Genomic DNA, 13,700 nt, shown 5'->3' on the forward strand with positions numbered 1-13,700 from the left:
GGAGGCGAACCCCCATTGAGTACGGGATCCGGAGCAGACTCCGCCCCCGCACCGAAATCCACCCACGACAGCAAGACGCAGGACAGCAAGACGCAGGACAGCACGACGCAGGACAGTACGACGCAGGACAGTACGACGCATGGTGACGGTGACGCCGACCGCGAGACCGACCGCGAGACCGACCGCGAGACGGACCGCAAGACCGACCGCAAGACCGGCGGCGGGGGCGGCGGGGGCGGAACGTTTTCGTCGCTGAAGATCCGTAACTACCGCTTGTTCGCGACGGGTGCCGTCGTCTCCAACATCGGTACCTGGATGTCCCGCGTCACCCAGGACTGGCTCGTCCTGAGCCTCACCGGCTCCTCGGCGGCCGTCGGCATCACGACGGCCCTCCAGTTCCTGCCGATGCTGCTCTTCGGCCTGTACGGCGGCGTCATCGCCGACCGCTACCCCAAGCGACAGCTGCTGCTCTGCACCCAGGCCGCGATGGCCCTGTGCGGGCTCGCCATGGCCGTACTGACCCTTTCGGGGCACGTCCAGGTCTGGCACGTCTATCTGATCGCCTTCATGGTCGGCATGGTCACGGTCGTCGACAACCCGACCCGGCAGTCCTTCGTGTCCGAGATGGTCGGACCGGACCAGCTCCGCAACGCCGTCAGCCTCAACTCCGCCAACTTCCAGTCCGCCCGGCTCATCGGCCCGGCGGTGGCCGGCGTACTCATCACCACGGTCGGCAGCGGCTGGGCCTTCATGATGAACGGCCTGTCCTTCATCGCCCCGCTCCTCGGACTTTTGCTGATGCGCTCGCACGAGCTGCACGGATCCGCCCGCGTACCGCGCGGAAAGGGCCAGCTCAGAGAGGGGCTGCGCTACGTGCGCGGACGCCCGGAGCTGATATGGCCGATCGTCCTCGTCGGATTCGTCGGCACCTTCGGATTCAACTTCCCGATCTGGCTGACGGCCTTCGCGCACGAGATCTTCCACGGCGGCGCCGGGATGTACGCCGTCTTCAACATCCTCATGGCGGCGGGCTCCCTCGCGGGCGCCCTGCTCTCCGCCCGCCGCCGCTCCAGCCGCACCGGGATGCTTCTCCTCGCGGCCGTCGGCTTCGGCCTGCTGGAGATGCTGGCGTCGGTCTCGCCGTCCGTCTGGCTCTTCTCGCTGCTGCTCCTGCCCATCGGCATGATCGGCCTGACGGTCAACGTCAGCGCCAATACGAGCGTCCAGATGGCGTCAGAACCGGAGATGCGCGGCCGGGTGATGAGCCTCTACATGATGGTCTTCGTCGGCGGCACCCCCATCGGCGCCCCGCTCCTCGGCTGGGTCACCGACACCTACGGCGTCCGCGTCGGCTTCGCCACGGGCGGCGCGGTCTCGCTGCTCGCGGCGGCGGCGATCGGTGTGATCCTGGCGCGGGTGGCGGGCGTACGGCTGAAGGTCGGCCTGCGCGACGGACGCCCGCACATGGCGTTCGTACCGACGGAACAACAGCGGGAACGGGAGCTGGCGCCGGCGGCGTAAGCCGGTTGCGACCGCCTGAACCGTGTGGTGGCCCTGACCGGAGGTTTCCGATCAGGGCCCCATTTCGTCCGTGGGCGGTCAGCCGCGCGGGAACCGGTCGGTCCTGAGAGTCAGGCCGAGGACGGTGCCGGCCAGATCCACATCCGTACCGAAGGCGACGGTCAGCTCGCTGTGATACTTGCCGTCCTTGGGCTCCGTGTAGGCGTGGCACCTCCCTGTGTACGGGTCGACGATGAGATAGACGGGGACATCGGCAGCCGCGTACACGGCTTTCTTGGGGTCGTAGTCGTTGGCGGCGGTGCCCTTCGAGATCACCTCGGCGACGAATTCCACGTCGTCGACATTCCATTGACCGCGCTCGTTCAGCTCGGCCGTATCGGACAGCTTGACCACGTCCGGGCAGAATCCGTTCATGTGCCCGGGGAAGTCGAACCGTACGTCGGACGTCACGTTGACCTCGATGCCGAACTGGTCTTCCAAGGCCCGGACGATGCGGCGGATGATCTGCCAGTGGGTATTCCGCTGCGGCACCATAAAGACGGCCCCCTCGACAATCTCGACCTTGTAGCCCTCGGGGACGGGCATTTTGTCGAGCAGCTCGAACATCTCGTCCAGAGTCAGCTCGTCGCTCTCCTCGGCCATGGCGATCCTGTCGATCTCGACGACGGTCATCTTGGCGCTCCTCCCCGCCACCGTACGGACTACGGCAGCAGCGCAGTCCAACGATAAGCACGGCAAACGGGTTACGCCCCGAACGACAGCCCGGGTGCCGGGGCTGTCACCCCCGGCGGTTAACCTCGACCTGTGGACCCCAAAACCCGGAACCGCATCATGGCGGGCGTTCTTGTGCTGATGTTCGCGATCATCGCCGTGGCGGCCGCGGTCGGTTAGCGGGCGGCGCCTTGACGCCTGCCGACCGCGGCGCGCCGCCGCACCGCGGTGTACCGCGGCGCGCACGTGCTACCAGGCGAACGCCTCCGGCGAAGGGCCCGGGCCCGGGAAGATCTCGTCCAGCGCGGACAGGACCTCCTCCGACAGCTCCAGCTCGACCGCCCGCAGAGCGGACTCCAACTGCTCCGCCGTGCGCGGGCCGACGATCGGGCCCGTCACCCCGGGCCGGGTCAGCAGCCAGGCCAGGGCCGCCTCGCCCGGGTCGATACCGTGCTTGTCGAGCAGGTCCTCGTACGACTGGATCTGCGCCCGGACCGTCGTATTGGCGAGCCCGCTCTCCGAGCGGCCCTGGCCGGTACGGGCCGCGCCCCCCTCGCGCTCCTTGCGGATCGCGCCGCCCAGCAGCCCACCGCCCAGCGGCGACCAGGGGATGACCCCGAGGCCGTACTCCTGGGCGGCGGGGATGACCTCCATCTCGGCGCGGCGCTCAACGAGGTTGTACAGGCACTGCTCGCTGACCAGGCCGTACGAGCCGAGGCGGCGGGCCGTCTCGTTGGTCTGGGCGATCTTCCAGCCGGGGAAGTTGGAGGAGCCAGCGTAGAGGATCTTGCCCTGCTGGATCAGGGTGTCGATGGCCTGCCAGATCTCCTCGACAGGGGTGTCGCGGTCGATGTGGTGGAACTGGTAGAGGTCGATGTAGTCGGTCTGGAGCCGCTTGAGGCTGGCGTCCACCGCGCGGCGGATGTTGAGCGCCGAGAGCTTGTCGTGGTTGGGCCAGGGGTCGCCGTCGCCGGCCATGTTGCCGTAGACCTTGGTGGCGAGGACGACCTTGTCGCGGCGCTCGCCGCCCTTGGCGAACCAGGTGCCGAGGATCTCCTCGGTACGGCCCTTGTTCTCGCCCCAGCCGTAGACGTTCGCGGTGTCGAAGAAGTTGATGCCCGCGTCGAGGGCGGCGTCCATGATCGCGTGACTGTCGGCCTCAGTGGTGAGGGGGCCGAAGTTCATCGTCCCGAGGACGAGGCGGCTGACCTTGAGTCCGGTGCGTCCGAGCTGCGTGTACTTCATGAGTCCACAGCCAACTGGTTTGAGCGTACTCAAGGCAAGAGCGGGTGGGCCTTGTGGCGGGTTGTCATGGGTGGGGGTGGAAGCGGGGGTGGAGGTGGGGGTGGACGCGGTCGGAGGGGCCGGAGAGCGTCAGTGGGCCCTGCGGTCCGCGAACGTGTCGAGCGCGGCGCGGATCTCGCGGCGTACCGTATCGCTGCCCTTGTGGCCCGCGTCCTGAACGACGGTCAGGCGCGCGTCGGGCCAGGCGCGGGCCAGTTCCCAGGCGGTGCCGAGCGGGCCGCCGAGATCGTGACGGCCGTGGATGAGCACGCCGGGGATGCCCGCCAGCCGTCCCGCGTCGCGCAGCAGGGCGCCTTCTTCCAGCCAGGCGCCCTGGGAGAAGTAGTGCGCGCAGATGCGGACCAGCGCCTGCTGGGCGGCCGGGGGGCGGTCGGCGTAGATGGTGGGGGAGCCGTTCGGTTCCTGGGAGAGGACGGCGTCCTCCCAGGTGACCCAGTCGGCGGTGGCCCGCGCGCGGACGGCGGGTTCCGGGCTCTCGACGAGCCGGGCGTACGCGCGCAGGGTCTCCTGAACCACGGCGGTACGGTCCGCGGCCGGCCCCGACCAGCCGGTCCTGCGGTCGTCGGCCGGGAGGCCGGCGCCGGTACGGAACCGGTGCCACTCGGCCGGAAAGACCGCCCCCGCGCCCCCGTACAGCCACTCGATCTCGGAGCGGCGGGTGGTGGTGACGGAGGAGATGACGATCTCGGAAACGTTCTCGGGGTGCCGTTCGGCGTAGGCGAGGAGGAGGGTGGAGCCCCAGGAACCCCCGTACAGGAGCCAGCGGTCGATCCCGAGGTGCTCGCGCAGCCGCTCCATGTCGGCGATGAGGTGGTCGGTGGTGTTGTGGCGCAGGTCGGCGGGGCCGGCTGCGGGATCGCCCGCGTGCGGGGTGCTGCGGCCGCAGTTGCGCTGGTCGAAGAGGACGGTGCGGTAGCGGGCCGGGTCGAAGTAGCGCCGGGAGTACGGGGTGCAGCCGGATCCGGGACCGCCGTGGACGACGAGCGCGGGTTTGCCGTGCGGATTGCCGCAGACCTCCCAGTGGACGAGATTGCCGTCGCCGACGTCGAGGAGGCCTTGGTCGTGGGGGTCGAGGGGCGGGTAGAGGGGGTCGGGGGCGGGGTTGGGGCTGGTTATGGCCATGGTCATGGCGGAGTCACTGCCTCTGCGGTCTGCGGGACGTCGGTGGTGGTGCGGGCGAGGTCCGACCCTACAGATACAACAGCGCTGTTACATTGGCTTTATGGCATCCGATCCTCCAGAGCCCGCCAAGTCCCCCGACGAGGACCCGGGCCGACCGACCCAACTGGGCCTGCCCGGCCCCGAACTGCTCGGGACCCGGCTGCGCCTTCTCCTGGACCGGCTGGAAGCCGGTGTCGCGGCGGTCTATACGGACCTCGGCATGGAGGGCTTCCGCCCGCGCTACACCCCGGTCGCCCGGACGCTGGCCGCGGCGGGGGGCCCGCGGTCCATCCGCGAACTGGCGGCGGCGACCGGGGTGACGCACTCGGCCGCGAGCCAGACGGTCGCCCAGATGGCCAAGGACGGCCTGGTGGCCGTGGCGCCGGGCAGGGACGCCCGCCACCGCCTGGTCGAACTCACACCGAAGGCCGAGGCGCTGCTCCCGGCGCTGGACGCCGAATGGGCCGCGACGACGGCTGCGGCCACGGCCCTGGAGGCGGAACTCCCCTACCCCTTGAGCCGCCTCATCGGCGAGACCCTGGCAGCCCTGGACCGCCACCCGATGCGCGACCGCATCGCAGCCGAGTTGAACGGCCTTGGTGGGTGAGGGTGGTGCGGGTTGGCGGTGTGGTGCGGGTCAGGGCGGTTTTGAGTGGGGTGGGTGGCGCGGGTTGTTGGGAAGGGGGCCGCCCCTCCAGCGTTTGAGTGTCGCGTCTCCGTGACAGGTGTAAAGGGCGCTCCTGCGTCGCGTCGGCTGCGCCGATTTCGCTTCGCTCACCCTTGACTCCTGTCCCGGAGTCGCAAGTGCGGCTTTTCGGGAGGGGCGGCCGGGGGGGTGAGGGGTTGCCCGGGGGGCCGGATGCCCTGCCACTCGGCTCAGGGTCCGGCGGGCCGGTGGGCCCTGCGGGGCTGCGCACTCTTTGCATGGGGCAGCGGGGCTTGTCTCGGCGGCTGACGGCCGCCTGTTTGCTGGCACTCATGCCTCGCTGGTCACCGTTGCGTTGTGGTGCCCGGGAGCTGGGCGGCGCCTGCTGTCCGGCCGGGGGCCTCGGGCCGGTCGGGGAGCTTCCGGGCGCCCCACCCCCACCAAGATGCCCTATATAGGATGGTTTGGCGGGCGGTTGGTGGTCTCTCCGGACGGTACATGTGTCCTGAGGTGCATTAGTCGCCCTTCTGAGCGCAAAGTCCGCCTTCGGGAGCCCACTTACCGCCACACACATCCCACCAGTCCCTCCCTCCACTCCACGGTGACCAGCGGGGCATGAGTCGCAACCAGCAGCGGACCGTTGGCCGCCGAGCCGGTGTCGGGCGGCCCCTCTCCTCTGCCGCGTGGCCCCGCAGGGTCCACCGGGCCGCCAGCCCCTGAGCCGACCGGCAGTTCGGCCGGCCCTCCGGGCAACCCCCTCCCACCCGGCCGCCCCTCCCGAAAAGCCGCACTTGCGCCGGAAGGGCAGGTGTCAAGGGTGTAGCGAAGCGTAATCGGCGCAGCCGACGCGACGTAGGAGCGCCCTTTACTCCTGTCCTGGAGGCGCGAAACTCACAGCAGGAGGGGCGGCCCCATACCCACGACCCGCGCTACCGGCCACCCACCCCCCATCGGCCTCGGCTGTGCCACCGGCCCGAACCCCGTACCGGCGCCCGCGCCTTCAGTCCGTGCTCAGCCATCCCGTCGCGTCCAGCGTGGCGCCCAGGGTGTGGGGGCCGGGGCCGGGGCCGGGGCCCGTGTCTGTCGTGAGGGTGCGGAGGTCGGATTCCAGGGCTTGCAGGCGGTTCGGGCCGATTCTCCAGGCCCAGGTGGCGCGCAGCTGGTCGAAGATCGCGGCCGAGCGGGCCAGGGCGTCGTAACCGCGCGGGGTGAGGCGGACCAGTTTGCGGCGGGCGTCGGTGGGGTCTTCTGTGCGTTCCGCGTACCCCAGCGCCTCCAGGCGGTCGACGGTCTTGCCGGCGGCCTGTTTGGAGATGTCCAGACGGCGGCCGATCGTCACCGCCGTGGCGCCCTCGCGGCCTATGGCCTGCATGGCGAAGCCATAGGCCGGCCGTACGTCCGGGTGGCCCTGGAGGGCCAGTTCTGCGTGCAGTTGGTCGATGAGGGAGCGGAAACCCGCGAAGAGCAGCAGCGGTAGTTCATAGCCCGGTGTGTCCTGCTTGGTGCTGCCCGCCTGCTCGCCGCTTCCTGCGTCCTCGCCGCTTCTTGCGTCCTCGGCGGTCCCCGCGTCCTCGGCGGTCTCCGGCTTCTCCGCTCCCGGGTCAGCCATTGTGGAACTCGACAACCTGGTTTACCTTCTTGTCGTCAACCATGTTGTCGATTCTAGCGAGGAGTGCCTCTCATGCCTCCCCTCATGCCGTCATCCCCCTTTGTCGATCACACCCCCGCCTCTGCCCCCGCCGCCTCCCGCCGCGCGCTGGAGGCCACGACCCGGCACCTCGGTTATCTGCCCACGGCCGTTGCCCGGATGGCTGCTTCCCCGCAGCTGCTCGACGGGTTTCAGCGGCTCACCGGCCTCTTCGAGGCCACGACGCTCGACCCGGTGGCGCGCGAGGTGGTCGTCATGACCGTTGCCGTACGCAATGAGTGCCACCTCTGCGTCGTTATGCACACCAGGAAGCTCAGGGCGCTCACGCCCGCGCCCGACCGCGTCGAGGAACTGATCGCCGCACTCGGCGAGCAGCGGCCCCTGGCGGACGAGCGGCTCGAAGCGGTGCGGCGGTTCGCGCTCGCCGTGCTCGCCGCGGCCGGTGGGGTCGACGACGCGTCACTCGACGCGTTCCTGGCGCACGGTTACACCGAGCGGAACGCGTTGGAGGTGGTCCTCGGCATCGGTACGTACACCCTGTCGACCCTCGCCAACCGCCTTACGCGGGCGCCGGTCGATCCGCCAATGCTGCTCGCGGCAACGGCAGCGGCAGCGGCGCCGGGTCCGGCTCCAGCGCCGTGTCCGGCTCCTGCCGGGTGACGTACGGGCCGCCCAGGGACCAGGCGCCGTGCAGGGCGTCGGCGAAGGCGGCGGCGAGTTTGTGTTCGCCGGTGGGGCCCGGATGGGTGCCGTCGTAGGTGTCGTGGCGGATGTCGTACGTGGGCGGGCGCGCGGCGAGCACGAGGGGGGAGTCCGGGTGGTCGAGGTCGGCCACCACCTCCCCGAGCAGGCCGTTGAAGCGGTCGACCTCGGCCGCGAAGGCCGGGTCGGACTCGGCCCGGATGTTCGGGATGACGGGCAGGAGTACGGCGCGCACCCGTGGGTTGGCCGCGCGCGCCGCGCCGACGAACGCGCGGACGTTCAGCGCCGTTCCCGCGCTGTCCGTGTAGAAACCGAGGTCGATCAGGCCCAGCGATACGAGCAGCACGTCCGCCCGCGCCGTTCCGACCGCCTCCTCGGCCAGCGGCGCCATGTGCTGCCAGCCCTCGCCCCAGCCCGCGAGATGACGCCGCGCGTCGGGCGGGAAGTCCTGGGCGCCGTACGCGTACGAGACAGGCGCGTCCCGCTCCGGGTCGTACAGCGTCTCCCGGGGGCCGACGAGGCGGAACGGGCCGTCGAAGGTGGTGTCGAGGTGCTGCCACAGGCGGTAGCGCCAGGTGAAGTCACCGGCGCTACCGATCGTCATGGAGTCACCCACGCACATGAATCGCATCCGGCCATCCTTGCCGACGATCTTTCGCGCCCGGATCGACCTCCTCCCCGGTTGCTCCCCGGTTGCTCCCCGGTTGCTCCGGGGTTCCTCCCCGGCTTGTCCCGAGCTTCTTCCGCGCTCTTTCGTGGTTGTCGCCCTCGGCCAGGTGGCAGGCTTGACGGATGCATGCGCTCCCGTACCGCTCCGGCCTGCGTCGTCTCTCCGGCGTGGCGTCCGTCCTCGCCGTTCTTGTCGCCGTACCGCCGGCCGTGCTGCCGAGGGCGGCGGCTGCGGCGACCGTGGCAGCGACTGCGGCGACGGCCGCTGCGACGGCCGACGAAGGTTCACCCGACCGGGACTTCACCATCAAGGACCCGCGTATCACCGAATCGAGTGGTTTGGCCGCGAGCCGGATCCATCCGGGTATCTACTGGACGCACAACGACAGCGCCCACCCGCCGTACATCTACGCCGTCGACTCCAGGACCGGCGAGACCGTCGCGACCATCACCCTCGCGGGCATCGGCGAGATACGGGACGCCGAGGCCATCTCCCTCGGCCCCGACGGGAATCTGTACGTCGGCGACATCGGCGACAACCTCAACGGCTCCTGGGACCACGTGTGGATCTACCGCTTCCCCGAGCCCAAGCAGCTCAAGGACGCCACCGTCCGCCCGACGCAGTTCACGGTGCGGTACGAGGACGGCCCGCGCGACGCCGAGTCGATGATGGTCGACCCCACCACCGGACGTGTCTACATCGCGTCGAAGAACCAGAACGGCGGCGGACTGTACGAAGGTCCCGCGAAGCTGGACCCGTCCGGTACGAACACCTTCCGGCGCATCGGCGAGGTGCCCTGGGTGACGGACGGCGCCTTCTCCCCGGACGGTAAGGAGCTGACGTTCCGCTCGTACTTCAGCGCCCGCGCGTACGAGTGGAAGGACGGCCGGCTCGGCGCCCACCACTCGGTTGAGGCGCCGTTCCAGCGCCAGGCCGAGTCGGTGACGTACACGGCGGACGGCAGAGCCCTGATGTTCGGTACGGAAGGCGCGGGGAGCGGGGTGGTACGCGTCGACATCGACGGCGGCAAGAGCGGTGGCAAGAGCGGCGGCGCCGAAACCGAACCAAGTACGGGTAACGGTACGGGGGCCGGAACCGGCGCCTCCGGCAAGAGCGCCGGCGGTCTCACGCTCGGCGGTGCCGTGCTGCTCGCCATCCTCGGCTTCTTCGGCTTCCGGCGCCTGCGCGGCAAGGGCAAGGGGTAGGGAGAGGGGAGTAGGGAGAGAAGGGAAGGGAGGAAGGGGGGAAAGGGGAGGCGATGGCGAGCGTCGCGGGTCTCACCCCTCCATACGCCGTGCGACCAGCACTTCCAGACCGTCGAGTAGCCGCTGGAGCCCGAACTCGAAGTGGTCGAACTCTGGGCCGAAGGCGTCCTCGGACAGCGAGGCCATGACCGGATACACCCCGCTGTTCATCGCCTTTGTCAGATATGGCTCCTGAACCTGCCAGAACTCGCGGTCGGACATCCCGGACTTCCGCTTCACCTCGCCGGCGTGGACATGGGTGCGGGCGACGCCGCTGACATAGCCCTCCACCATGATCCGTACCGATATCAGCTCCGGATCGGTCAGCCCCATGTCCTTGATGCCGGACAGCATTTCCTCCAGCCCGCCCACCGCGTTGGGGCCGAGGACGGGCCGGGCCTGGTTCACCGAGAGCAGCCACGGGTGGTGCTGGTACAGCGCGAGCATGGCGCGCGCCATCTCCTCGATGGTCGTGCGCCAACCCGCGCCGGGCGCGCGCGGGGTGCTGTCCGTCTCGCCCCAGACGTCATTCAGCATCAGATCCAGCAGCTCCGCCTTGCCCGGGACATAGCGGTAGAGCGACATCGTGCCGGTGCCCAGCTCGGTGGAGAGCCGGCGCATGGACACCGCGTCCAGCCCTTCGGCATCGGCGAGCGCGACGGCGGTCGAGACGATCCCGCCGAGGGTGAGGCCGGGTTTCGGGCCGCGGCTCGGCCGCTCTCCGGCCCCCCAGAGGAGTTCGAGACTGCGCGCGACGTTGCCGCTGCCGGTCGTTTCGGTCGACGTCATGGCTTCAGGGTAATCGCCTCGGAAAAAAATGAGTACGGCGTACTCGGATGTGGGTACAGTGTACTCAGTTCGGTTGGTCGGAATCAGTTGGTCGGAGGGGGACGAGAGGTGCCCGTGGACGAACACGCCGTGTTGGCGGAAGCGGTCAGTAAGACGTACGGAGGGAAGGGGAGGGGCGGGGAGAAGCGCGCGCTCGACGGGCTGGATCTGGCCGTGCGCGCGGGGACCATTCATGGGCTGCTCGGGCCCAATGGCGCGGGCAAGACCACCGCGGTCCGGGTGCTGGCGACGCTGCTGCGGTTCGACGGCGGGCGGGCGGAGGTCGCGGGCGTCGATGTGGCGCGTGATCCGCGCGCTGTCAGGAGCCGGATCGGTTTCGTCGGGCAGTACGCGGCGGTGGACGAGGGCCTCACCGGCCGGCAGAACCTGGAAATGTTCGGCCGGCTCTTCCATCTCGGCGGGAAGCGGGCGGCGTCGCGTGCCGGGGAGCTGCTGGCGCGGTTCGATCTGGTGGACGCCGGCGACGAGGGCGTTGGTACGTACAGCGGCGGGATGCGGCGGCGGCTCGATCTGGCCGCGTCGATCATTCTCGCCCCGCGGGTCCTCTTCCTCGACGAGCCGACGACGGGTCTGGACCCGCGTGGGCGGGGGGAGGTCTGGGACGCGGTGCGGGCGCTGGTCGCGGACGGGACGACGGTGCTGCTCACCACGCAGTATCTGGACGAGGCGGACAAGCTCGCCTCGCGCATCACGGTGGTCGACCGGGGGCGGGCGATAGCGGACGACACTCCGGCGGAGCTGAAGAACGCGGTGGGGGGAGACCGGATCGAGGTCGTGGTCGCCGCGGACGCCGACATTCCCGCGGCGGTCGGGGCGGTGGCGCGGGTCGCCGGTGGCGGGGGCCGGGTGGAGACGGACGACGGGGAGCGGCGGGTGCACGCGCTGGTGAGCGATCGGGTGGCCGCGCTGACGGAGGTGGCGCGGACGCTTCAGGACAAGGGGGTGGCGGTGGAGGACATCGGGCTGCGCAGACCGAGCCTGGACGATGTGTTCCTGCGGCTCACCGGACACCGTACGGATGCGGGAGTTCCCGGAGTTGCGGGAGTCGGTACGGAAGAGGGGAGAGCCGCGTGAGCACCGCACTGGAGAGGGGGAGTACGGCGGTCGGCGGGGTCGGCGGGGCTGACGGCGCCGGTGAGGGCGCTGGTGAGGGCGGCCACGGCCGCGTGTACTGGGCGGTGGCGGACGGCTGGAACGTCCTGCGGAGGGGGCTCACGCACTATCAGCGCCAGCCGTTGGCCATCGTCTGGCAGCTGGGATTCCCGATCATCTCCGTACTGCTGTACGGGTATGTCTTCGGCAGCGCGATGAAGGTGCCGGGCGGGGGCGACTACCGGGAGTTCCTGATGCCGGGGATGTTCGCCATGACGATGGCGTCCGGCTTTACGACCACGGCGGCAGCCGTCGCCACGGACAGGACACGGGGGGTCATCGACCGGTTCAGATCGATGCCGATGGCTCCCTCGGCGGTGGTCACGGGCCGGGGGGTCGGGGATCTGATAACGGCCTGCGCGGAGCTGCTGATCCTGGTGGCGACCGCTCTCCTGATCGGCTGGAGCCCGAACGGCGGGCCGTTGAAGACGCTGGCGGCCATCGCGCTGCTGATGCTGCTGCGCTTCTCGCTGATATGGCTGGGGGTGCTGCTGGGGCTGCTGACGCCCAGCCCTGAGCAGGCGGGCGGCCTCTACGCGGCGGTCTTCCCGATCACGATGATCTCCAGCGTCTTTGTGGCTCCCTCGCTGATGCCGGGCTGGCTGGGCGTGGTGGCCGCCTGGAATCCGGTCTCGTCCACCGTCACCGCGACCCGGGAGCTGTTCGGCAATCCGGTGGCGGGCGGGGGCACTTGGCCGGAGGAGCACGCGCTGTTGCTGTCGATCGCCTGGCCGGCGCTGCTGACGGTGGTGCTTCTGCCGCTGGCGGTACGGAGGTTCCAGCGGCTGAGCCGGTAGCCGGTGACCGCGCGCGACGGCCCCCGGCACGGGGTGCCGGGGGCCGTCGGGGCAGACGTGGATCAGGGGTGGATCAGAGGTGCTCGATGACGTAGTCGATGCACGCGGTCAGCGCCTCGACGTCCGCCGGGTCGATCGCCGGGAACATCGCCACGCGCAGCTGGTTGCGGCCCAGCTTGCGGTAGGGCTCCGTGTCGACGATGCCGTTGGCGCGCAGGGCCTTCGCGACAGCGGCCGCGTCGATTTCGTCCGCGAAGTCGATCGTTCCGATGACCTGCGAACGCTTCGCCGGGTCGACCACGAAGGGGGTGGCGTACTTGGAGGCTTCGGCCCAGCCGTAGAGGTTACGGGCGGACGCGGCCGTGCGGCCGGTCGCGAAGTCCAGGCCGCCCTGGGAGTTGAACCAGTTCAGCTGCTCGTTGAGCAGGAAGATCGTGGCCAGCGCCGGGGTGTTGTACGTCTGGTTCTTCAGCGAGTTGTCGATCGCCGTCGGCAGCGAGAAGAACTCGGGGACATGGCGCCCGGAGCCGTGCACGCGGGCGGCACGCTCCAGCGCGGCCGGCGAGAAGAGGCCGATCCACAGACCGCCGTCGGCGGCGAAGGACTTCTGGGGGGCGAAGTAGTAGACATCCGTCTCGGCGATGTCGACCGGCAGACCACCGGCGCCGGACGTCGCGTCGACCAGCACGAGCGCGCCCTCGTCGGCTCCGGCGACCCGCTTGACGGGCGCCGCGACACCGGTGGAGGTCTCGTTGTGGGTCAGGGCGTAGACGTCGACGCCCGCTTCCGCCACCGGGTCCGGGTGCGAGCCCGGGTCGGCGGAGATGACGCTCGGCTCGGCCAGCCACGGCGCGAGCTTCGCGGCCTTGGCGAACTTCGAGGAGAACTCACCGAACGAGAGGTGCTGCGACTTGTTCTCGATCAGACCGTGCGTCGCGATGTCCCAGAAGGCGGTGGAGCCACCGTTGCCCAGGATCACCTCGTACCCCTCGGGGAGGTCGAAGAGGCTCCGCACACCGTCGCGCACCGAGCCGACCAGGTTCTTGACCGGGGCCTGGCGGTGGGACGTGCCGAGAAGAGACGTACCGGTCGCGGCCAGCGCGTCCACCGCCTCCGTCCGTACCTTGGAGGGACCTGCGCCGAAACGGCCGTCGGCGGGCTTGATGTCAGCGGGAATCTGGATATCGGCCACGGGCCGGAGCGTAGTCCCTTCCGGCGCACCGCCGAAATCCGTGTCCGTCGGGTGAGACGTCGGGATGTCCGATTCGGGATGATGCGGTACGTACCGTATGTG

General features: G+C 70.0%; 13 protein-coding genes. 6 read left to right on the forward strand and 7 right to left on the reverse strand.

Going from position 1 to position 13,700, the window contains the following annotated elements; translation table 11 throughout:
• Positions 1-15: 15 nt before the first annotated feature.
• A complete protein-coding gene (locus AB0389_RS29955) occupies positions 16-1,521 on the forward strand; it encodes an MFS transporter (RefSeq protein ID WP_366398648.1) in 1,506 nt (501 codons plus the stop codon).
• A 78-nt stretch (positions 1,522-1,599) separates the two neighbouring features.
• Here AB0389_RS29955 and AB0389_RS29960 read toward each other — a convergent pair whose 3' ends face one another.
• From AB0389_RS29960 to pip, 3 genes are all read right to left on the reverse strand, one after another.
• Positions 1,600-2,193, reverse strand: coding sequence for a Uma2 family endonuclease (locus tag AB0389_RS29960; protein WP_366398649.1), 594 nt, complete (start codon positions 2,191-2,193; stop codon positions 1,600-1,602).
• 288 nt (positions 2,194-2,481) lie between these two features.
• The gene (locus AB0389_RS29965; protein ID WP_366398650.1) at positions 2,482-3,477 is read right to left on the reverse strand and encodes an aldo/keto reductase; all 996 of its coding nucleotides are present in this window, start codon (positions 3,475-3,477) and stop codon (positions 2,482-2,484) included.
• 129 nt (positions 3,478-3,606) lie between these two features.
• On the reverse strand, positions 3,607-4,665 hold the full coding sequence (gene pip, locus AB0389_RS29970) for a prolyl aminopeptidase (RefSeq protein ID WP_366398651.1): 1,059 nt from the start codon (positions 4,663-4,665) through the stop codon (positions 3,607-3,609).
• Between the two features lie 94 nt (positions 4,666-4,759).
• Here pip and AB0389_RS29975 point away from each other — a divergent pair, with 94 nt between their 5' ends.
• On the forward strand, positions 4,760-5,305 hold the full coding sequence (locus tag AB0389_RS29975) for a MarR family transcriptional regulator (RefSeq protein ID WP_366398652.1): 546 nt from the start codon (positions 4,760-4,762) through the stop codon (positions 5,303-5,305).
• Between the two features lie 1,039 nt (positions 5,306-6,344).
• Here AB0389_RS29975 and AB0389_RS29980 read toward each other — a convergent pair.
• Positions 6,345-6,953: a MarR family transcriptional regulator gene (locus tag AB0389_RS29980; protein ID WP_366398653.1), complete on the reverse strand. Its 609-nt coding sequence runs from the start codon at positions 6,951-6,953 to the stop codon at positions 6,345-6,347.
• A gap of 72 nt (positions 6,954-7,025) precedes the next feature.
• On the opposite strand from AB0389_RS29980, the gene AB0389_RS29985 reads away from it, so the two are divergent.
• The gene (locus tag AB0389_RS29985; protein ID WP_366398654.1) at positions 7,026-7,652 is read left to right on the forward strand and encodes a carboxymuconolactone decarboxylase family protein; all 627 of its coding nucleotides are present in this window, start codon (positions 7,026-7,028) and stop codon (positions 7,650-7,652) included.
• Here the strand turns inward: AB0389_RS29985 and AB0389_RS29990 are convergent.
• Entirely contained in the window at positions 7,552-8,325 is a 774-nt protein-coding gene (locus AB0389_RS29990) for a GDSL-type esterase/lipase family protein (RefSeq protein WP_366398655.1), read from the reverse strand. The genes AB0389_RS29985 and AB0389_RS29990 overlap by 101 nt on opposite strands.
• A 161-nt stretch (positions 8,326-8,486) precedes the next feature.
• On the opposite strand from AB0389_RS29990, the gene AB0389_RS29995 reads away from it, so the two are divergent.
• Complete coding sequence (locus AB0389_RS29995; RefSeq protein ID WP_366398656.1) at positions 8,487-9,569, forward strand: WD40 repeat domain-containing protein; 1,083 nt, start codon at positions 8,487-8,489, stop codon at positions 9,567-9,569.
• Positions 9,570-9,641: 72 nt separating this feature from the next.
• On the opposite strand, the gene AB0389_RS30000 is transcribed toward AB0389_RS29995, so the two are convergent.
• Positions 9,642-10,397 (reverse strand): TetR/AcrR family transcriptional regulator, encoded by a 756-nt coding sequence (locus tag AB0389_RS30000; protein WP_366398657.1) that lies wholly within the window; start codon positions 10,395-10,397, stop codon positions 9,642-9,644.
• 129 nt (positions 10,398-10,526) lie between these two features.
• Here AB0389_RS30000 and AB0389_RS30005 point away from each other — a divergent pair, with 129 nt between their 5' ends.
• Both AB0389_RS30005 and AB0389_RS30010 read left to right on the forward strand, forming a co-directional pair.
• A complete protein-coding gene (locus tag AB0389_RS30005; protein ID WP_366398668.1) occupies positions 10,527-11,531 on the forward strand; it encodes an ATP-binding cassette domain-containing protein in 1,005 nt (334 codons plus the stop codon).
• Between the two features lie 92 nt (positions 11,532-11,623).
• Positions 11,624-12,406, forward strand: coding sequence for an ABC transporter permease (locus AB0389_RS30010; RefSeq protein WP_366398669.1), 783 nt, complete (start codon positions 11,624-11,626; stop codon positions 12,404-12,406).
• A 73-nt stretch (positions 12,407-12,479) separates the two neighbouring features.
• Here AB0389_RS30010 and serC read toward each other — a convergent pair whose 3' ends face one another.
• Positions 12,480-13,598, reverse strand: coding sequence for a phosphoserine transaminase (gene serC, locus AB0389_RS30015; protein ID WP_366398658.1), 1,119 nt, complete (start codon positions 13,596-13,598; stop codon positions 12,480-12,482).
• Between the last annotated feature and the right edge of the window lie 102 nt (positions 13,599-13,700).

This window comes from Streptomyces sp. NPDC093109, assembly GCF_040701725.1.
Lineage (GTDB): Bacteria > Actinomycetota > Actinomycetes > Streptomycetales > Streptomycetaceae > Streptomyces.

What these genes read in the sequence shown, in the direction of transcription:
- AB0389_RS29960 (WP_366398649.1), bottom strand. Translation starts at nt 2,193, where the DNA reads ATGACCGTCGTCGAGATCGACAGGATCGCCATGGCCGAGGAGAGCGAC.
- AB0389_RS29965 (WP_366398650.1), bottom strand. Translation starts at nt 3,477, where the DNA reads ATGAAGTACACGCAGCTCGGACGCACCGGACTCAAGGTCAGCCGCCTC.
- pip (WP_366398651.1), bottom strand. Translation starts at nt 4,665, where the DNA reads ATGACCATGGCCATAACCAGCCCCAACCCCGCCCCCGACCCCCTCTAC.
- AB0389_RS29975 (WP_366398652.1), top strand. Translation starts at nt 4,760, where the DNA reads ATGGCATCCGATCCTCCAGAGCCCGCCAAGTCCCCCGACGAGGACCCG.
- AB0389_RS29980 (WP_366398653.1), bottom strand. Translation starts at nt 6,953, where the DNA reads ATGGCTGACCCGGGAGCGGAGAAGCCGGAGACCGCCGAGGACGCGGGG.
- AB0389_RS29985 (WP_366398654.1), top strand. Translation starts at nt 7,026, where the DNA reads ATGCCTCCCCTCATGCCGTCATCCCCCTTTGTCGATCACACCCCCGCC.
- AB0389_RS29990 (WP_366398655.1), bottom strand. Translation starts at nt 8,325, where the DNA reads ATGCGATTCATGTGCGTGGGTGACTCCATGACGATCGGTAGCGCCGGT.
- AB0389_RS29995 (WP_366398656.1), top strand. Translation starts at nt 8,487, where the DNA reads ATGCATGCGCTCCCGTACCGCTCCGGCCTGCGTCGTCTCTCCGGCGTG.
- AB0389_RS30000 (WP_366398657.1), bottom strand. Translation starts at nt 10,397, where the DNA reads ATGACGTCGACCGAAACGACCGGCAGCGGCAACGTCGCGCGCAGTCTC.